The organism is Campylobacter concisus (assembly GCF_003049065.1).
In the GTDB taxonomy this organism is placed as follows: Bacteria; Campylobacterota; Campylobacteria; order Campylobacterales; family Campylobacteraceae; genus Campylobacter_A; species Campylobacter_A concisus_BE.
Map to the genome: position 1 here is coordinate 86,673 of NZ_PISC01000003.1, position 18,933 is coordinate 105,605.

General features: G+C 40.9%; 20 protein-coding genes. 9 read left to right on the forward strand and 11 right to left on the reverse strand.

Features of this window, described 5'->3' with window-relative positions:
- The first annotated feature begins 8 nt into the window (after window positions 1-8).
- Complete coding sequence (locus tag CVS81_RS03575) at window positions 9-1,841, forward strand: peptidoglycan D,D-transpeptidase FtsI family protein (RefSeq protein WP_021085499.1); 1,833 nt, start codon at window positions 9-11, stop codon at window positions 1,839-1,841.
- Window positions 1,842-1,929: 88 nt separating this feature from the next.
- On the opposite strand, the gene CVS81_RS03580 is transcribed toward CVS81_RS03575, so the two are convergent.
- The 3 genes from CVS81_RS03580 to CVS81_RS03590 are packed head-to-tail and all read right to left on the reverse strand — an operon-like array spanning window position 1,930 to window position 4,261.
- Window positions 1,930-2,391: a hypothetical protein gene (locus tag CVS81_RS03580; RefSeq protein ID WP_009294079.1), complete on the reverse strand. Its 462-nt coding sequence runs from the start codon at window positions 2,389-2,391 to the stop codon at window positions 1,930-1,932.
- Between the two features lie 47 nt (window positions 2,392-2,438).
- The gene (gene hemH, locus CVS81_RS03585) at window positions 2,439-3,392 is read right to left on the reverse strand and encodes a ferrochelatase (protein ID WP_107965114.1); all 954 of its coding nucleotides are present in this window, start codon (window positions 3,390-3,392) and stop codon (window positions 2,439-2,441) included.
- Window positions 3,392-4,261, reverse strand: coding sequence for a Gfo/Idh/MocA family protein (locus CVS81_RS03590; RefSeq protein ID WP_087582399.1), 870 nt, complete (start codon window positions 4,259-4,261; stop codon window positions 3,392-3,394). Before CVS81_RS03590 ends, hemH begins: the two co-directional genes overlap by 1 nt.
- A gap of 170 nt (window positions 4,262-4,431) precedes the next feature.
- On the opposite strand from CVS81_RS03590, the gene alaS reads away from it, so the two are divergent.
- The 8 genes from alaS to CVS81_RS10000 all read left to right on the forward strand — a co-directional run bounded on the left by alaS (window position 4,432) and on the right by CVS81_RS10000 (window position 11,938).
- Window positions 4,432-6,990 (forward strand): alanine--tRNA ligase, encoded by a 2,559-nt coding sequence (gene alaS, locus CVS81_RS03595; RefSeq protein WP_107965115.1) that lies wholly within the window; start codon window positions 4,432-4,434, stop codon window positions 6,988-6,990.
- Window positions 6,987-7,484: a 3-isopropylmalate dehydratase gene (locus CVS81_RS03600; protein ID WP_107965116.1), complete on the forward strand. Its 498-nt coding sequence runs from the start codon at window positions 6,987-6,989 to the stop codon at window positions 7,482-7,484. Before alaS ends, CVS81_RS03600 begins: the two co-directional genes overlap by 4 nt.
- Window positions 7,484-8,026 carry a septum formation inhibitor Maf gene (gene maf / locus CVS81_RS03605; RefSeq protein WP_107965117.1) on the forward strand — a complete coding sequence of 181 codons (543 nt, stop codon included), beginning with the start codon at window positions 7,484-7,486 and terminating at the stop codon, window positions 8,024-8,026. The genes CVS81_RS03600 and maf overlap by 1 nt, the downstream gene beginning before the upstream one ends.
- On the forward strand, window positions 8,023-9,951 hold the full coding sequence (locus tag CVS81_RS03610) for a transglycosylase domain-containing protein (RefSeq protein ID WP_107965118.1): 1,929 nt from the start codon (window positions 8,023-8,025) through the stop codon (window positions 9,949-9,951). Before maf ends, CVS81_RS03610 begins: the two co-directional genes overlap by 4 nt.
- Before the next feature lie 8 nt (window positions 9,952-9,959).
- A complete protein-coding gene (locus tag CVS81_RS03615; RefSeq protein ID WP_107965119.1) occupies window positions 9,960-10,274 on the forward strand; it encodes a helix-hairpin-helix domain-containing protein in 315 nt (104 codons plus the stop codon).
- Between the two features lie 294 nt (window positions 10,275-10,568).
- Window positions 10,569-11,015, forward strand: a complete 447-nt coding sequence (locus tag CVS81_RS09995; RefSeq protein ID WP_234399516.1) for a phosphoethanolamine transferase domain-containing protein — start codon at window positions 10,569-10,571, stop codon at window positions 11,013-11,015.
- Window positions 11,005-11,364 carry a sulfatase-like hydrolase/transferase gene (locus tag CVS81_RS10115; RefSeq protein WP_265094468.1) on the forward strand — a complete coding sequence of 120 codons (360 nt, stop codon included), beginning with the start codon at window positions 11,005-11,007 and terminating at the stop codon, window positions 11,362-11,364. Before CVS81_RS09995 ends, CVS81_RS10115 begins: the two co-directional genes overlap by 11 nt.
- A complete protein-coding gene (locus CVS81_RS10000; RefSeq protein ID WP_265094469.1) occupies window positions 11,321-11,938 on the forward strand; it encodes a phosphoethanolamine transferase in 618 nt (205 codons plus the stop codon). Before CVS81_RS10115 ends, CVS81_RS10000 begins: the two co-directional genes overlap by 44 nt.
- A gap of 42 nt (window positions 11,939-11,980) precedes the next feature.
- On the opposite strand, the gene glyS is transcribed toward CVS81_RS10000, so the two are convergent.
- From glyS to leuB, 8 genes are all read right to left on the reverse strand, one after another.
- A complete protein-coding gene (gene glyS, locus CVS81_RS03625; protein ID WP_107965120.1) occupies window positions 11,981-13,999 on the reverse strand; it encodes a glycine--tRNA ligase subunit beta in 2,019 nt (672 codons plus the stop codon).
- A complete protein-coding gene (locus CVS81_RS09835; protein ID WP_196089163.1) occupies window positions 13,996-14,148 on the reverse strand; it encodes a hypothetical protein in 153 nt (50 codons plus the stop codon). Before CVS81_RS09835 ends, glyS begins: the two co-directional genes overlap by 4 nt.
- Window positions 14,149-14,151: 3 nt before the next feature.
- A complete protein-coding gene (locus tag CVS81_RS03630) occupies window positions 14,152-15,534 on the reverse strand; it encodes an endonuclease/exonuclease/phosphatase family protein (protein WP_107965121.1) in 1,383 nt (460 codons plus the stop codon).
- Window positions 15,531-16,010: a tRNA (cytidine(34)-2'-O)-methyltransferase gene (locus CVS81_RS03635; protein ID WP_103566972.1), complete on the reverse strand. Its 480-nt coding sequence runs from the start codon at window positions 16,008-16,010 to the stop codon at window positions 15,531-15,533. The genes CVS81_RS03630 and CVS81_RS03635 overlap by 4 nt, the downstream gene beginning before the upstream one ends.
- Window positions 16,011-16,084: 74 nt before the next feature.
- The gene (locus tag CVS81_RS03640; RefSeq protein ID WP_107945496.1) at window positions 16,085-17,257 is read right to left on the reverse strand and encodes a CCA tRNA nucleotidyltransferase; all 1,173 of its coding nucleotides are present in this window, start codon (window positions 17,255-17,257) and stop codon (window positions 16,085-16,087) included.
- Window positions 17,217-17,624 carry a CiaD-like domain-containing protein gene (locus CVS81_RS03645; RefSeq protein ID WP_107945497.1) on the reverse strand — a complete coding sequence of 136 codons (408 nt, stop codon included), beginning with the start codon at window positions 17,622-17,624 and terminating at the stop codon, window positions 17,217-17,219. Before CVS81_RS03645 ends, CVS81_RS03640 begins: the two co-directional genes overlap by 41 nt.
- Complete coding sequence (locus tag CVS81_RS03650) at window positions 17,621-17,866, reverse strand: hypothetical protein (protein ID WP_107945498.1); 246 nt, start codon at window positions 17,864-17,866, stop codon at window positions 17,621-17,623. The genes CVS81_RS03645 and CVS81_RS03650 overlap by 4 nt, the downstream gene beginning before the upstream one ends.
- Window positions 17,847-18,929: a 3-isopropylmalate dehydrogenase gene (gene leuB / locus CVS81_RS03655; protein WP_107965122.1), complete on the reverse strand. Its 1,083-nt coding sequence runs from the start codon at window positions 18,927-18,929 to the stop codon at window positions 17,847-17,849. Before leuB ends, CVS81_RS03650 begins: the two co-directional genes overlap by 20 nt.
- Window positions 18,930-18,933 lie beyond the last annotated feature (4 nt).

Sequence of the window (18,933 nt, forward strand, 5' to 3'; positions counted from 1 at the left end):
GCCATTGAATGAATTCCAGAAAATCAAAAATAACCATACTTTTTTTATTAATTACTTTTGGAATTTCAATCTTTGTGCTCGTTATATTTTATAGAGCAAGCATCGAGCGAAAGCTTCCTAAGCTTCAAACAAGCGACGTAAATACCGCAATCCGCGGCAATATCGTCACAAAAGACGGCTTTAGCATCTCATCAAGCCAAAAACTCTACAAAGTGATGCTTGACACCAGAAACATCGATCCAAACAAAAAAGAGATGTTCATTAAGCTCTACTCGCTTTATAGCGGTGACGATCCAAACAAAGTAAGAAAGATCATAAACGGCACAAAAGGCCTTGTCACGCTCTCTTACAGCATCGACGCAAAGGGCGCTACCTACCTTCAAGAGCTTTCAAGAAAGCTAAACCGCAAGGGCATCTTAATCTCATATCTTGACCCAAAAACAGGCCTTGCCTCTTTTCAAGGCATGCGCGTGATGGAGAGTGGTCAAAACCGTAAATTTATGTCAAAAGACGCCTTAACGCCAGCTATAGGCTACGTGAGCAAAACAGAGAGCGACGCACTTACCAAAAGTAAAGGTGTAAAAGGGCTTGAGAGATACTACGAGGACTACCTAGCCCCGATACAAAACGCCAAAATCCTTGGCCCACGCGATATTGGCAACAATATAATTTTAACCAGTGATTCAAATTTAGCAACAAGGGTTGATGGCTACAACGCAGTGCTTTCTGTACCGCTTAAATTTCAAACCAAGCTAGAGCAAATTTTAGATGAAAAACGTGAATTTCTAGATGCAAAAGAGCTAATCATCTGCATAATGAATAGCAAAAATGGCGAAATTCTAGCCCTAGCTTCTAGCTCAAGATATGATCCATCAAATATAAGAAAGCAAGATTACAGCGCGCTAAATTCGAGCGCAAGCGAGTATGCATACGAGGTTGGATCGGTTTTTAAACCATTTATCTTCTCCATACTGCTTCAAGAAAAAAAGGTAAATCCTTTTGAGCTAGTAAATACCTATAACGGTCGCTATCAGTTAGGCAAAAGAATCATCAAGGACACCCACCCAGAACCATTTATGAGCGCTGAAGACATCATCGTACACAGCTCAAACATCGGTATGATCCAGCTAGTAGAACGCCTAAATGGTCCGCAAATTTATCAAGGGCTTTTAAATTTTGGCTTTTCAAGAAAGACTGGCATCGATCTGCCATACGAGCAAGTAGGTATGATGCCAACGGTTACCAAGCTAAACTCATCAACCTATAAGGCAACAGTTAGCTACGGATACGGCCTGCAAGCGACATTTATGCAGCTTTTAAAAGCTTATAACACCTTTAACAACAAAGGCATCGAGGTGACGCCACACATGGTGGCATATCTTGAGCGAAACGGCAAGCGCTACGATCTGCCAAAAGCAGAGCCAGCACAGGTCATCTCGCAAGAGACCGCAAAGATAATGAAGAGAATTTTGATAAAAACAGTTGAAAAAGGCACTGGTCTAAAGGCATTTACACCAGGTCTTGAGATAGGCGGTAAAACTGGCACCGCGCACATCGCTTCTGGCAAAGGCGGATATAGCAACACCTATAACGGCTCCTTTTTTGGCTTCGTAAACGACACAAGAGGCAACAGCTACACCATAGGCGTTTTAGCAAGAGACCCTAAAAAACCTTACTACTACTTTGGTGCGCAAAGTGCGTTGCCGACATTTAAAAAAGCCGTTGATCTAATGGTTGAAGATGGCTATTTATTCCCAGATCCTAATGTCATAGCTGAGTTTGAAGCTAAAAAAGACAAGCTCAAAAACGATAAAGCAAAGCAAAAACCGGCTTTAGATTAAATTTAACTTCTAAGATATAAATATTAAATTTCAAATTTAGAGTTTAAAGTAGAAATTTGGATCTAGGCAAGCGGCCTAAATCCAGAATTTATGCAAGTCCAAGTTCATTTAAGACAGAGCTTAAATTTACAGAATTATTTGTATTTTTGCCAAGGCTATTTTGCTTCTCAAGCAGTGTTTGGCTCGTAAGTGCCATGTTTAGCTCTTTGCGGTAGTCACTTAAAATTTTATCCATGATTTTAAGTAGCTCATTTTTTTGATCCTGCGTTTTGGTCGGATCATTTATGCTTAAAAGCTCAGTTAGCTCCTCTTTTTTCTGAGCTATTTTCTCTTCTATCTTGTTTGAATTTAGCTCATTCATAAAGCCAGCAGCACCGATTTCTGTAAGCCTTTTCTTAAACTGCTCAAGCTTGTCTGAAACCTTTGCCTCACTTGTGATCTTATCGAGCGTTAGACTTAAAATTTCATCAAAACTATTTTTTTTATCTTTAGCTTTGCTTGAGCCTGACTGCAACAAATAATCGATAATATCGTTATTTTGAACCTTCATACATCTCCTTTTAAAATTGAGATGCTTTTTATAAGCAAGATTTATTCCTAAAGGCTAAATTCTCTAGTGTTTTTTGATTTTTCTAGGATAAAACTAGCAAATTTATCACTAAAATTTGGACACTGGACAACTTTGTAAAAACTAAAGCTTAGCTCTTTAGCAAGCTTAGCATACTCGATAACTAACTCAAAAATGGTCTCAGAATTATCTATGCAAAAAGATAGCGGATAGATAAGCGCTTTTTTATTTTTGCACTTTGCCAAAGCCTCATTTAGCGATGGCTCTAGCCATTTAACAGGACCAAGACGCGACTGATAAGCAAGGCTTACATCTTTAAAATTTAGCCCCTGCTCTTTTAGCATTTTGCTTAAAATTTGCACATGTTCATTTATGTGTTTTTCGTAGATATCGCCCTTTTCTATGATCTTGCGGGGTAAAGAGTGAGCTGAAAAGATGAGGCTAACGTCGCTTATATCGGTATCTTTTACCGCTTCACGGATGTGGGAGATAATGATCTTATTGTAAGCGTCATCATCATAAAATGGCTCACAAAGTGAAATTTTAGCTTTTAGATTAAGCTTCTCTTTTGCTTTTTTAAAATCAGCTAAGCTCGAAGTTACCGTAGTTTGTGAGTGATGAGGATAGAGTGGCAAAAGCACTATCTCATCAAATTTTTCATACTTTTTTAGCACATCTTTTACAAATGGCGAAGTGTAGTTCATCGCAAAATCAACTGCGTCAAATTCGCTTTGCAAGCTTGAAATTTTCTCACAAAGCTTAGCTGTAAGCTCGCAAAGTGGCGACTTTCCGCCTATTTGCTCGTAGTTGTGCTTCGCAGTTTTTAGTCTGCCTTTTGTGATCATAAAAGCTACAAATTTTCTTAAAAATTTATTTTTTATACCCAAAATATATGGGTCATTAAACATATTTGTTAAGAAAATTTCGACATCATCCAGACTGTTTGCACCGCCCATATTTAAAAGCAAAAGAGCTTTTTTCATCAAAAGAGCTCTTTAATCTTTATAGCATCATCGATGTTTGAAAGTTCACTACTCTCGCCACTTTGGCAAAGATCATAAAAGGCCTCGTATTGCGCTTTTAGCTCGCTATTATTAGTATCTATCTTTAAATTCATCTGTCCATTTTCGCTCACTTGATGAAGCTTGTGATCGATGAGATCGCCAAAATAGACGCCATTTTTGGCATTTACCTCTATCTTAAAGCGCTCTAGTGAGCCACAAAATGAGTCAGTGATATGCACTAGAATTTGATTTTTACTTTTAAAGCTTATCGCCACGTTATCGGCACTTTTGGCATTCGTCTTATTTGTTTGAGTGTAGTAAAAGTCACTGACTTCTGAATTTATGATATTTTTTGCTAGGTCGATGTCAGAAACTGAGAGCTCATTTATGATATTTCCGTCGCAAAGTGGCTTAAAATGAGCGATAGAAATGCTATAAATTTCCTCTTCTTTTAAAAGTGCTTTTTTAAGTGACAAGATAGTTGGATTAAAACGCTCAGAAATTCCCGTGCAAACCCTAGTTTTGTTTGTTTTGGCGGCATATTTTATCTCTTTAAGATCTGCGATACTTTTAAAAACTGGGCGTGAGATAAGGATATTTTGACAATATTTTGCACACTGGCAAAATGCCTCCACCATCTCCTCTCTTGGCGAGCAAAGCACGACTGCTTGAGGCTGGGCAACCTCTATAAATTCTTTAAAATCAGTATAAAAATCGGCTCTGCAAAACTCATCAACATTGTCTTTGTCAAAAATGCCACAAATTTCAAACTCGTTTGAGCGTCTAAGCTCTAAATAATGTTTTTTACCTGTGCTGCAATAGCCGATAATGCCGATTTTTAGCTTCACATTCACCCTTTAAAACTTTAGAAATTTTTAATTATTTTATTTACAAATCGCTTTTAAATAGATAAAACAAGAGATAGTTTTCAAAATATCACTATTTTTTCTCTTTTTAGAATTTCGCAAACGAATTTTGGCTAAAATCAAGCAAAATTTTAAAACTAACGAGGATAAAAATGCAAAATTTAGATATAAGAAAGGCATATCTTGATTTTTTTAAATCAAAAGGTCACGAAGTAGTAGCTTCTGCACCACTCGTGCCAAACGATGCAACACTACTTTTCACAAATGCTGGCATGGTGCCATTTAAGAGCATTTTCACAGGCGAAGTGCCACGCCCAACACCACCTATCCGCACTAGCTGTCAGACCTGCATAAGAGCTGGAGGCAAGCACAACGACCTTGATAACGTCGGTTACACAGCGCGCCACCATACATTTTTTGAGATGCTTGGCAACTTTAGCTTTGGCGAATACTTCAAAAAAGAGGCGATCGCTTACGCTTGGGAATTTGTCACAGAGGTGCTAAAACTACCAAAAGATAAGCTTTATGTAACCGTTCATGAAAGCGACGATGAGGCGTTTGAAATTTGGAGTACTCACATCGCAAAAGAGAGAATTTACCGCTTTGGCGACCATGATAACTTCTGGCAAATGGGCGATACTGGACCATGCGGCCCTTGCAGTGAAATTTTTTACGATCAAGGCGCTGAACACTTTAACACACCAGAAGATTACATGGGAGGCGATGGAGATAGATTTTTAGAGATATGGAACCTTGTCTTCATGCAGTATGAAAGAAGCGCGGATGGCAAACTAAGCCCACTACCAAAGCCAAGCATAGATACTGGCATGGGACTAGAGCGCGTTACTGCTATCTTACAAGGTAAATTTAGCAACTACGACAGCACACTTTTTATGCCGCTCATCAATGAAGTAGCAAAGCTTTGCGGCAGGCCATACGTCTATGAAAGTGGCGCTAGCTACCGCGTCATAAGCGACCACATCCGCTCGGTCACATTTTTGCTAGCTCAAGGCACGACATTTGATAAAGAGGGCCGTGGCTACGTGCTTCGCCGTATCTTACGCCGTGCGATCCGCCATGGATACTTGCTAGGCATAAAAGAGCCATTTATGTATAAGCTTGTCAATAAAGTTTGCGAGCTTATGGGCGGACACTACACCTATCTAAACGATAAAAAAGCGGCTGTAAAAGAGCAGATCAAGCTTGAAGAAGAGAGATTTTTAGCGACTATCGCAAGCGGGCTTGAACTATTTGAGAGTGAGCTAAAAAATACAAAAGAAATTTTTAGCGGAGAGGCAGCGTTTAAGCTCTATGACACATTTGGCTTCCCACTTGATCTAACGGCTGATATGCTTAGAGAAAAGGGCTTAAAGGTCGATGAGGCAAGGTTTGATGAGCTTATGAGTGAGCAAAAAGCACGTGCAAAAGCTGCTTGGAAAGGCAGTGGCGACAAGAGTGCGAAGGGCGACTTTAAAGAGCTACTTGAGAAATTTGGCGAGAATAAATTTATAGGCTACGAAGAGCTTAAGAGTAAAAGTAAAATTTTAGCCCTACTTGATGAAGAATTTAAAAATGTAGATAGCTTAGATGCTGGCAAAGAGGGCTGGGTGATGTTTGATGTCACTCCATTTTACGCTCAAAGTGGCGGTCAGTGCGGCGATAACGGTAAGATAGCAGGCAAAGCAAATGTGCTTGATACGCAAAAATTTCACGGGCTAAATTTATCTTTAGTAAAAACTAGCGCGGCGCTAAAAGTTGGCGACGAAGTAGAGCTTGAAGTGGGCAGCGACAGAGCAGAGACTGCGCGACATCACAGTGCTACACACTTGCTTCACGCAGCCCTTAGAAGCGTACTTGGCACACATATCGCTCAAGCTGGCTCAAACGTCGAGGCAGATAGGCTAAGGTTTGATTTCTCTCATCCAAAGGCGCTTACTAGCGAAGAAATTTCAAAGGTTGAAAATTTAGTAAATGAGTGGATCGCAAATGGCGCAAGCCAAGAGACCAAGCTAATGGACCTTGAAGATGCCAAAAATAGCGGAGCGATCGCACTATTTAACGAAAAATATGCCGATAAAGTAAGAGTCGTGAGCTTTGGCGATGTCAGCAAAGAGCTTTGCGGCGGAACACACGTGAAAAATATCAATGAGATCGGCTCATTTTTCATCATAAAAGAGAGTGGCGTAAGCGCTGGCGTTAGGCGTATAGAGGCTGTTTGCTCAAGGGCTGCGCTAAATTTAGCAAGGTCGTTTAGAGCTGAGCTTGAAGAGTTAAAAGATGAGCTAAAGAGCGTTGAGCCACTAAATGCCGTCAAAAAGCTAAAAGGCGAGCTAAAAACGCTAAAAGATAAGCTAAAAAATGCTAAAAATTCTCACGCCCTAGCCTTTTTAAACGTAAATGAGACCAAGCTTTGCGTAGCAAGCATCGATGGTGGCGATATAAAAACGATGATAGATGAGTTTAAAAACGAGCACGAAAGCGCTGCGATCTTGCTAGTTCAAGTCGATGAAGAGGGTAAAATTTCTCTTGCAGCTGGCGTGAAAAATGCCCCTATAAAAGCTGGTGCTTGGGTCAAATTTGCAGCGCAGATACTTGGCGGAAATGGTGGCGGCAAAGATGACTTTGCAACGGCTGGTGGCAAAAACACCCTAGCCATCGAAGACGCCATAAGAAGCTCAATAGAGTACGCAAGGCAAGCTTTAGAAAAATGAGCCACCAAGAGATAGCTTTTATCAAATTTGACCAGATAGTTCTATTTCTACACGTCACCTTTGTAGCCCTTTTTGTGGGGCTGCAAGCTGGCTTGGTGCTCACTGGCAGCTACTTTATCAAAAGCAAATTTGAAGATAAAGAGCGCTATCACATCTTGCTTCACATCATCAGGCGCTATGGTATCGCCATTTTCACGCTCATTCTTTGTATCGCAGTAACTAGCTTGGTGATGATATATGGCTCTGAGTGTAACAAAACGGCAAATCCTATGGCAAGCGCAGCAGCTGCGACAAAATGGGCTATAGAGCTGTTTTTGGTCTTAAATTTAGGCTACATTTTTTATAAATACAAAACGGCCATAAAAGCTCTTAGGTCACACGAGATGATCGAGCTAAACGAGAGTTTAATCGTCATCATCTACTACTTCACGCCGCTAAATTTACTAGCCTCGCTTGGCGCTCTTTATCTTGGCATAAGTTATAAGGACTTTTGATGATAGTACTCGCCTCAAGCTCGCCAACAAGGGCAAATTTGCTAAAAAATGCTGGCATAGAATTTGAGCAAATTTCTTGTAGCTTTGATGAGAGCAAGATAGCAAAGAGCCTAAAGCCAGAAATTTACGTCCAAAACGTCGTTAAAGCAAAAAAGGAGCAGTTTTTAAAGGCAAATAGCGAGCTTTCAAATTTACTCTTTGCAGATAGCTGCGTGGCGTGTGGGGATCAAATTTTAGGCAAGGCAAAGGACGAAAACGAAGCGCTTGATATGCTAAATTTACAAAGCGGCAACGAGTGCAGCGTATATACGGCGATGATATTTGTGGGTAAATTTGAGCTCATAAACGTAAGCAAGACCACATATAAATTTGCTAAATTTGACGAGCAAGACCTCGAAAAATATCTAAAAAATGGTGACTGGGAGGGCAAGGCTGGAGCCATGACGATAGAAAATTTTAATAAAAAATACATCATCTCCCAGCACGGCGAGACCAGCACGGCAATGGGGCTAAATTTAAAAATATTAAAGGCATTTTTATGAAATATATCTTGGCATTTATCTTTATAGTTGCCATTTCGCTTGGCGGAGCGTTTTTATACTTCTACTCGCAAGTAAGATTTGACGCCTACTCCATCATCGACTACAAACCAAAGCTCACAACGCAAATTTTTGACAGAAACAACGAGCTCATCGCAAATATCTTTGAAGAAAATAGAATTTATGTAAAGTATAACGACATCCCGCCACGTGTCATCGAAGCGCTCGTGGCTATCGAGGATACGAGCTACTTTGAGCATGGCGGCATCAACGTCGAGGCTATGGCAAGGGCGGCGATAAAGGATATCAAGGCCAGAAAGCTAGTCGAGGGCGCATCTACACTAACGCAGCAGCTTATAAAAAACCTAGCCCTAAGCCGAGAAAAGAAATTTACAAGAAAGATAAAAGAGGTCGTCCTTGCGATCAAGCTTGAAAGCGAGCTTAGCAAAGAGGACATCATCGAAAGATACCTAAATCACGTATATTTTGGCCACGGCTACTACGGCGTAAAGACGGCTGCGGAGGGATACTTTAGAAAAGAGCTAAATGAGCTAAGTATAAAAGAGATAGCGATGCTAGTTGGCATGCCAAAAGCGCCAAGCACTTATGATCCTACAAAGCACCTTGATCTCTCACTTAGCCGTGCAAACAGGGTTCTTGAGAGGATGTATAGCATCGGCTGGATAAACGAAGATGAGTACCGCAAGGGCGTGCTTGAAGAGCCAGCAGTCTTTGACGATACGCTCACACGCAATAAAGCTCCTTACGTGGTCGATGAGATCATAAAAGAGGCTTCAAAGAAATTTGACGATATAAAAACTGGCGGCTACAAGATACAAAGCACCGTCGATCTAAACGTGCAAAAGATCGCTCAAGACGCTCTAGTATATGGTTACAATGAAATTTTAAAAAGAGATAAAAAGGCAAATCCAGAGATGCTAAATGGCGCTATCGTCGTCACTCATCCACAAAGCGGACAAATTTTAGCTCTAATTGGCGGCATCGACTACGCAAAAAGTAGCTACAACAGAGCGACACAAAGCAAGCGCCAGCCAGGATCTAGCTTTAAGCCATTTATCTATCAAATAGCCCTTGATAGCGGCTACTCAGTCGTCTCTCAAGTAGCTGACATCGCTAGGACTTTTGACATGGGCAATGGCAAAGAGTGGACGCCAAAGAACTATAGCGGCGGCTTTCAAGGCTACATCACGATCAAATCAGCCTTAACCCAGTCTCGCAACCTCGCAACCATAAATTTACTAAACGATCTTGGTCTTAGCTCGGTTCGCAAACAGCTTACGGATATGGGCTTTAACGACATCCCTGAAAATTTATCAATCGCACTTGGTAGCTTTGGGATTTCGCCACTTGACTTTGCAAAATTTTACTCGATGTTTCCAAACGATGGCGAAGTGGTCGAGCCTACGCTCATTAAGCATATAGAAAATAGCTTTGGCGCGTCGATGGACTATGAGCCTCAAAAGAAGCAAGTGCTAAAACCTGAGCAGGCATTTTTGATGACTACCTTGCTTCAAAATGTCGTAAACAACGGCACTGGACGCAACGCAAAGGTAAATGGCATCCAGATCGCTGGCAAAACTGGCACGACAAATAACAACATCGATGCTTGGTTTTGCGGCTATTCGCCTGATATCGAGGCCATTATCTGGTACGGAAACGACGATAACAGCCCTATGAAAAAGGTCGAGGGTGGCGGCAGGACAGCTGCACCAGTCTTTAAGAAATTTATGGAGGGCTACATCAAGCTCTACCCTACCCTAAGACGTGCGTTTGAGCAGCCTGATGGCGTCTATAAAGGATACTATAACGGCGCTGATGAGTACTATACAAACGACTCGCCGTTGCCGCAAAATACGCCAACAAACGACATCATTCAAGATCAAGAAAACGATGGATTATTATTTTAGGAGATAAGATGAAAAGATTAAAAATTTTACTTTGTCTAGCGCTTGCAAGCCTTGCATACGGCGCTGATCTAAACACAGCTAGCAAGAGCGAGCTAATGAGCCTTGGGCTAAACAAAAGCCAGGCACTAAACGTCATAAAGTATAGAAAAGCTCATAAATTTACAAGTGTCGAGGAGCTTGAGAAGGTTCAAGGCATCGGCTTTAACGACATGCAAAAGGTCAAAGAAAAGCTTAGTGTAAAATATAGCCAAAAGGCGAAAAAGACTGAGCCTGAAAAGAAGTCAAAAAACAAGAAGCTAAAAAGCAAGAAAAAGAAAAAATAGTTTTTCTCTTCTAAATTTCTAGCCATTTACATTTTAGCTCTATCATTACGCCCCTGAAAGAAGGTGGCTAGAAATGCTAAACACCAACAAAATAAGACATATAAGCTTTGTAAAATTTTTAATTTTATTTGTAGCTTATATGTTTTTCATAAACTACATATTTTTATTAAAGGGCGTATTTTTAGGGTTTTTATCGGGCGACACTTTGTCTTTTTCTATACTGCTTTTTGCTCTACTTAGCATATTTTTTCTTTTGCTCTTTGCTGGAGTTTTTGCATTTTGCTTGTACCGTTTTTGCTAAAACCTCTTGCTATCTTTCTCATCATGATTAGCAGCATCTCTGCTTACTTTATGCAAGCTTACGGCGTCATTATAGATAAAGGCATGCTATTAAACGTCTTGCACACTGACACAAGAGAGGCCTTTAGCTATTTTAATGCCAGCTTAGCTCTTTGGCTTATTTTTGTAACCATCCTGCCCTGCGTATATGTAGCACTTGTAAAGATTAGCTATGGAGGTTTTAAAAGTGCGCTTAGATCAAGGGTAAAAATAGCCCTTTGCACTTTAGCAAGTGCAGCTGTAATCTTTGCTCTCATGTCTAAAATTTTTATACCATTTTTTAAAGAGCCACAACGCCTCAACCATAAGCGTTTTACTCCCATACTATCCCATCTACTCTGGCATAAGATTAGCACAGTCTTTGGCACAAAAACCGCTCCTTTTTACTTACGTGGCAGATGATGCAACGCTCACAAACGATAAAAAGAAAATTTTAGTTTTGATAGTTGGCGAGACACAAAGGAGCAAAAACTACTCGCTAAATGGCTACGCTAAAAACGATACAAACAAATTTACCAAACAAAAAGATGTGGTAAGTTTTACAAATTTCTACTCATGCGGGACTGCCACAGAGACTAGTGTGCCTTGCCTATTTTCAGACTTAAAGCGAGAAAATTTTAGCAACCGCGAAGCCAAAGCTCGTGAAAATTTAGTTGATATCATCAACAAACTTGGCATAAAAACATACTTTTTTGGCAACAATAGCGGTGGCTGCGAAAAAAATAGAAGTAGTGGTTTGCGACAATCTTGATCAAAACCACACCTCAGAGCACAGAGTAGCTGACTTTGACGAAGTAATATTTGATGAGGCAAAAAAGGTCATAAAAGATGCAAATTCCACTACATTTATCGTGCTACATTTGCAAGGCTCACATGGCCCTATCTACTACAAAGGTTACCCAAGTAAATTTAAAGAATTCACCCCAACATGCGACACCGCCGAGCTAAACAAATGCACGCCAGATGAGATAGCAAACACCTATGACAACACCATTTTATACGAGGACTATCTGCAAAGCGAGCTGATAAACGCCCTTGAAGCAAGAAAAGATAAATTTGAGGTTGCCATGTTCTTTTTCTCAGATCACGGAGAGAGTCTGGGCGAAAATGGCATATATTTACATGGCCTGCCTTACTCCATCGCTCCAGATGAGCAAAAACACATCCCAGCCATCGTCTTTTCAAGCGATAGCGAGCTTTTAAAAAGGCTAAAAGCTAGAAAAGATGAAAGCCTTTCGCATGATTTTATCTTTAGCTCAGTGCTTGGATATTTTGGGGTAAAAACTAAGGCTTACGAGCCAGAATTTGATATTTTTAGGGAATAAATTTAAAAGCCAGCCTAGGCAAAACCCGAAGCTGGCGCAAATTTAAAAGCTGATCTCTTTTATATCAGCTACTTTTAATATCTCACTATAAATTTGACCGATGATCGCGACGCGGTTATTTCGCACTTTCTCGTTTTCAACGTTTATCATGACTTTGTCAAAAAACTCATCTATCTGCGGTTTTAGAGCAAATAGCGCTTTTAGCCTTGGCTCGTATGCCAAGCTCTTATCGATAGCTTTAAATGCGTCATTTAAGGCCTTTTCAGCATCTATCTCAAAGAGGCTCTCATCGACCTTGCTAAATTTATCATCTTTTATGATGTTTGCAAGGCGCTTAAATGTCGAGAAATTCTCTCTAAAATTTGGCTCGCTTGAAATTTTAGCAAGTGCCTCTATCATCTTAGTTAGCTCCAAGATGTCCTTTTCGCCACTTTTTATGCACGCTTTTACGATAGAAGCGTTTGCGTCAAAGAAGGTATAGAGCCTATCAAGGATGAAATTTATAAGCACTTCAACGTCAAATTTCTTATAATCTTTTGCGATATCTTCTAAAATTTCTTTTACGTTAAATTTCAAATTATGCGCCAAAACGATCTTTATCACGCCATTTGCCGCGCGTCTTAGAGCGTATGGGTCTTTCGTACCGCTTGGGATTTTGCCGATGCTAAAGAGCCCCATTAGCGTATCAAGCTTATTTGAAAGTGCCACAACCGAGCTAAAGACCTTGCTTGGACACTGCGCCTCCTCGCCGTCTGGCAGATACTGCTCTTTTATAGCTAAAACGACATTTTCATCCTCATTTTTAGCCTTTGCGTAGTAAGCACCCATGATGCCTTGAAGCTCAGTAAATTCATAAACCATCTGCGTTGTAAGATCGGCCTTGCTTAGCATCACAGCTCGCTCCAGCTTAGCCCCGTACTCGCCAGCTTCTTTTTTAAGTAGCTCACCATAGTTGCTAGCTAGTTTTTTAGCCACTTTTAGCTCTCTAAGCTCTTTTTCATAGATACTTCCAAGTTCTTTTAGGTAGGTTATATTTTTTAGTTTTTCTGGGCTAAATTCGTGCGCTAGGTCGCTTTGCCAAAAGAACATCGCGTCGCTTAGTCTTGCTCTTAGCACCTTTTCGTTGCCTTTAATAATAAGTGAGTAGTCTTGTGTGATGGCGTTACTAACTACAACAAAGCCATTTGCAAGCTTGCCATCTTTAAAGACTGGGAAGTAGCGCTGATTTTCTTTCATCGATGTGATGATGACCTCGCTTGGCACCTCCAAAAACTCCTCTTCAAACGAGCCAAGAAGCGCTGTTGGATACTCGGTGATCGCCACGACTTCAGCTAGCAAGTCTTTATCGATCTCGATCTTTAGCCCACTTTTTTGGCTGATCTTTTCAAACTCATCAAGGATTATTTTCTCTCTCTCGTCTGCTTCAAGCACGACGCCACGGCTCTTTGAGCCATCAAAATACTCTTTTATATTTGAAATTTTTATCTTATCATAGCTAACGCTTCTGTGAGGATAGGTAGAGTTGCCGCTCTCTACGCCAAATTTGTTAAATTTAATGACCTCATCACCAAGCAAGCATAAAAACGATCTTATCGGGCGGATAAACTCGAACTCGCCGTTACCCCAACGCATAGACTTGCCAAAGCTAAGGCTCTTTAAAAACTCCTCGACCATATCGCCCATTATCTTAGCAACTGGCTCGCCCTTCACCTCTTTTTCGTGATAAAGCACCTCTTTGCCGTCTATCTCTTTAAATTTAAGCTCACTCTCGCTTATGCCACATTTATTTGCAAAGCTAAGCGCCGCCTTTGTAAAAGCTCCGTCTTTTAGCGCTACTTGCTTTGGCGCACCAACGAAGCTAGCCACGCTATCTGGCTGAGCTAATGGGAATTTCTCATGGAAAAAGACCAAACGGCGCGGAGTGTAGTAAAATTTAAACTCGCTTTTGATGTTATATCTCTCAAGCACAGCCTGCCATTTAGCGTTGATGTTTGGCAGCTCCCTTAAAAATGGTATCGCTGGGAGCTCCTCGACTCCGATCTCTAGTAACAACTCTTTCATATCTCACTCTTTTTATTAAAATTTTCTCTTTTTTCTCTTATCATCTCTCTTGCTCTCTCCTTCTCTTGCGCCTGCAAAATGACGCCTCTTATCATAAATATCATAAACAAAACAAACGCTGCGATCATAAAAATATCTAAAATTTGCACCATCTACTCCACAACGATCTCTTTTTCGTTTTTATAAATTTTCACCCTCGCCCGCTCAAAGCCTTGCACGCCATCTTTTAGCCTCTTTTTACTATAAACTCTGATCTTGCCATGTGGCGTATGCAAGTAGCCGCCCTCTAGCTTGCCTGAAATTTTAGCGATCACATCGCCGCTTCTTGCAATGCTTAGCTTTGAGCTATCAAGTAAATTTTCACTTACTTCTTTTGTGCCATGCTCATTTATGATCTCATAAGAGCTTACTTCAAGCGCCTCTTTGTAAAATTTCACTCGCCTGACCAAAATGTCAAGCTCATCGCCCACGCCGACGCTATTTTTAGGATCATAAACGTAAATTCCACGGCGATTTTTTGAAACAATAAAGCCATGCTTATCTTTTAAGATGACAACAGCTCGCTCCACAAGTGCTGGCAAGGCCTCAGGATGCTCAAAAAGCGTCTCTATATCAGCTTTTTTATAGTTTTGATCTTCTACTTTTTTAGCTTCTTTTTTTAAATTTTCATTCGATTTAGCAGGACTTGGTTTGGTTGAGATTTTAAATTTAAGTGCAAAGTGGTCTGAGTAAAGATCGCTCTTTGCAAAGCCATGCTCATCAAGCACAAAGCTTGGCTTAAAGACCTCAAAACTGCCATCAATGTAGCTTAGATCGCCATTTGCCATAAAGCTAGGCGATAGCAAAACGTGATCAATAGCTCGCTTTTTGCCATGGACTGCATGGGAGTATCTATCTTTTGGGGCTAAAAAGCTATAAAGATCGTAAAATCCACGAGTTGCAATGATATCGTTTAAGATGGATTTTTGCCCATAAGGTGAGTTAAAATCGCCTAAAACAATGGCATTTTGCTCATTGCCAAGAGCCGCTCTTAGCGTTCTTTCAGCCTTTTTTTGCATATTTATGCCGTTTTTGTAAGCTGGGAAGTGATTAACAAAAACGCTAAATTTCTTACCCTCCACCTCAAAAACAACCTTTAAAATGTTTCTAGTTTTTACATTTGGCACTTCAAAAATTTCACTGCCACTTGGCTTTATCTTTGATATAAGAGCTAGCCCGACTGGAGAGTTTTTTGCCTTGCTAAAGGCTATAAATTTATACTCGCTGCCACCGACCAAAGCCTTTAAAACCTGCTCGTTTTCGACCTCTTCAAGTGCTATGATGTCGGTATTTATAGCGTCTATGACCTGCCTTGTTCTTTTTAGTTTTGAGCTAGCCGCCTCGCAGTCCCACTTTGAAGTGTTAGATTTAAAGTCGGGATATTCGCTGCCATCGTCCTTGCAGTCAAATAAATTTTGCACGTTATAAGTTGCGATACTTATCTCGCTAGCAAACGCCATCAAAACGGCAAAAACTAATGCAAAGAGCGCTCTCAAACCTCGCTCCTAAAGTCAAATTTAGAGATGTTTTGCCTGATCGCCTCATACGCGATGATACCAGCACTCATGGCTAAATTTAAGCTCCTGCCCTCTTTTCCCATCGGGATCGTTATGGCATTTTTAAAATTTATATCCATAAACTCTCTTGGCAGTCCTGTGCTCTCTCCACCAAAAAATATAAAATCTCCTGGCTCAAATTTAGCGTCGTAGTAAAGTCTGTTTGTCTTAGTCGTAGCAAAGAAAAATCGCTCTTTGTGGCTTAAATTTGCCTCCAAAAACTCATCCAAACTCTCCCAAATTTGTGGCTTTAAGATTTTCCAATAATCAAGCCCAGCACGTCTAACAGCCTTTTCGCTCAGGTCAAAGACAGTTGGCTTAACGATGTGCAGCTTTAAATTTGCATTTACACACATTCTGCCGATAGCTCCGGTGTTTTGCGGTATCTGAGGATGGACTAGGACTATGTTAAACATAAGTTTTTCTTGCCTTAAAAAGTGTTATAAACTGGCTCATTTTAGCCAAAATGGGCTTTTAAGAGTTTTAAAGATTAAGATTTTCTAAATTTGCGCTTGGCTAGATAGCTTGAAATTTCAAGCTCCTGTCTGCGTTTTATCTCAGCTGCTATCATCTCGTTTTTAAAGCCAGCCGCCAAGATCTCGCTCACATCTATCTTTGGCTCAAATTTACGCTCATAAATACCAAGCTCTTTTGCGCGTTCTATGCGCTCTTTATTGTAAGCTCCAAGCCACGATTTTAAGGGCATATTTAGAGCAATTTCTAGTAGCTCTCTATCACTTGGCATAGCTTTAAAAAATGGCTCTTTTAAGATAGAAAAGTAGCTCTTTGGCAGGCGCATTTTTTCTAAAATTTCCTTTGCGTCAAGCTCAAATTCGCCAAAAAGCATATACAAAAATAGCCTCTCGTCATCCACGAAATTTCTAGCACTTTTAAGTTCGCTCAAAAACTGATCATTTTCACAAATTTGCACGCCAAAAATTTCTTTAAAAAGTGAAAGCTTAAAAAGATAAAACGCCCCTTTTTCAAGATGCTCTGAGCGAAAAAATTTAATGAGCTCGGTATTTATCCTATCCTTGCTTAGATGCGCTAGATCAAGCGTTTTCATAAGCTCTAGCGTATCATCATCTATGCTAAAATCAAGCCTAGCGCTAAACTGCACGCCGCGTAGCACCCTTAGCGGATCTTCTTTAAATTTCTCACTATCGATGTGTCTTAGCGTTTTGCGCTCAAGGTCCTTTTTACCACCATGAAAGTCTAAAATTTCGCCGTTAAAGATATTCATCATCATGGCATTTACCGTAAAATCACGCCTAAGACTTGCAAGACTTGGATCATTTATGTAGCTTACGGCAAAGTCTTTGTGCGTTTTCCCAGTCTTGCTCTCGCTTCGTGGCAGACCAAGGTCGTAGTTTTTGTATTTGTAGATGAAGTAGCTTTTGCCAACACCGCTAGCTCTTATGCCAGCCATTAGCTCGTCAAATTTGAGAGGCTTTATGTCATAGACTTCGATGTCATAATCATAAATTTCTCGCCCCAAAAGCGCATCTCTCACGCAGCCACCGACTAGATAGACGCGCTTGCTAAAAGGGGCAAATAGCGATCTAAAAAAATCTAGCTCGCTATTTTTGTAAATGCTTGTACCAGTTTTTGCCTCAAATTTGTTATTTTGAGAGATTTTGTAGTCTATTTTCGATGTTTGCAAGGGTAAATTCTAAAAATTTAGTCGTTAGCTCGAGCCTTTGGCTAAGGTCTTGCTCGCTAGTTTGTTTAAGCCCCTCAAAAAGCACCTCTATGCGCTCAGCAAGGTTTGCTAGGAAAATTTCTTCATCACTTATCTCCCTGCTCTTTGGCAAAATTTGCGCTACCTTTGGCTCTGGCTCGCTTTGAGCACTTATCTCAAGCTCTGGCTCATCAGCCACCTCTTGCTCCCTAGCCTCCATAGCCAAAAGCTCTTTTTTTAAATTCTCTCTTTCAAGCTCTTCTTGCTTTTTGTTTTGCAGTGCCTCTATCTTCTCAAGCTCGGCGCTAACCTCACTAATGGCCATCCTAGCGATATCATCAAGCTTCATAATCTTATCAACCACCTTTTAAATTCATTTATCTCTTCGTCACTTTTCATCCTGATAAAAAACTCTTTCATCTGCTCATTTTTTATCACGCGCTCCTTGCGAAGTCCGCTCAGGCGGTTTATCGCGCCAAGGGCGTCCTTGTTTGATGGGTCTTGTTTTAAGATGTTCTTGTAAATTTCAAGTGCGTCATCTTTTAGCCCTTGAGCCTCGTAGATCAGTGCTTCAGTGATTGTGTTTTTCATTTTTGATAAATCCTGCTATAACGTCGCCTATCTCGCTTGTTGAGCAAATTTCAACTGCGTTAAAAGCGGCGATATCTTTTGTTCTATATCCCTTTGCAAGAGCTGTTTTTACGGCACTTTCTATCGCGTCTGCTGCCTCGCTCTCGCCAAATGCGTATCTTAGCATCATCGCTGCACTTAAAATGGTAGCGATCGGATTTGCTATGCCCTGCCCTGCGATGTCTGGCGCTGAGCCATGGATAGGCTCATAAATTCCCACTTTGCCGCCCATACTAGCACTTGGTAAAAGTCCTATCGAGCCACAAACCATGCTCGCTTCGTCGCTTAAAATGTCGCCAAATAAATTTTCAGTAAGTATGACGTCAAAATTTGCAGGCGCTCTTACTAGCTGCATCGCTGCGTTATCGACATACATAAAGCTAAGTTCTACTTCAGGATAACCCTTTGCCACCTCGCTAGTCACCTCACGCCAAAGCTGACTTGTCTCAAGCACATTTGCCTTATCGACCATGCAGACCTTTTTCTTGCGAAGCATAGCCGTCTCAAAGGCGATCTTTGCGATGCGCTCGATCTCAAATTTAGTATAAACCATCGTGTTAAACGCTCTATCTTCGCCTTTTTCACGTGGCTGGCCAAAATAAAGCCCACCAGTTAGCTCGCGAACCACGACAAAATCAACGCCCTTTAAAACCTCTGGCTTTAGCGTGCTAGCATCCACTAGCTCGTCAAAGATGATGGCTGGGCGTAAATTTGCATAAGCTTCAAGCTCTTTTCTGATCTTTAAAAGCCCGCTCTCTGGCCTTAGGTGTCTTGGCAGGCTGTCCCATTTCTCGCCGCCAATCGCTCCAAAAAGCACAGCGTCGCTACTAAGCGCAGAGCTTAGCGTCTCATCTGGCAGTGGCTCGCCAAAAACGTCGTAGGCTGCGCCGCCCATAAGCTTGTAGTCATACTCAAATTTGATACCAAACTCAGCGCTTACTACGTCTAAAACCTTTATCGCCTCGTCGATGATCTCAGGGCCTATGCCATCGCCTTTTATAACGCAAATTTTATAGTTTTTCATCGCC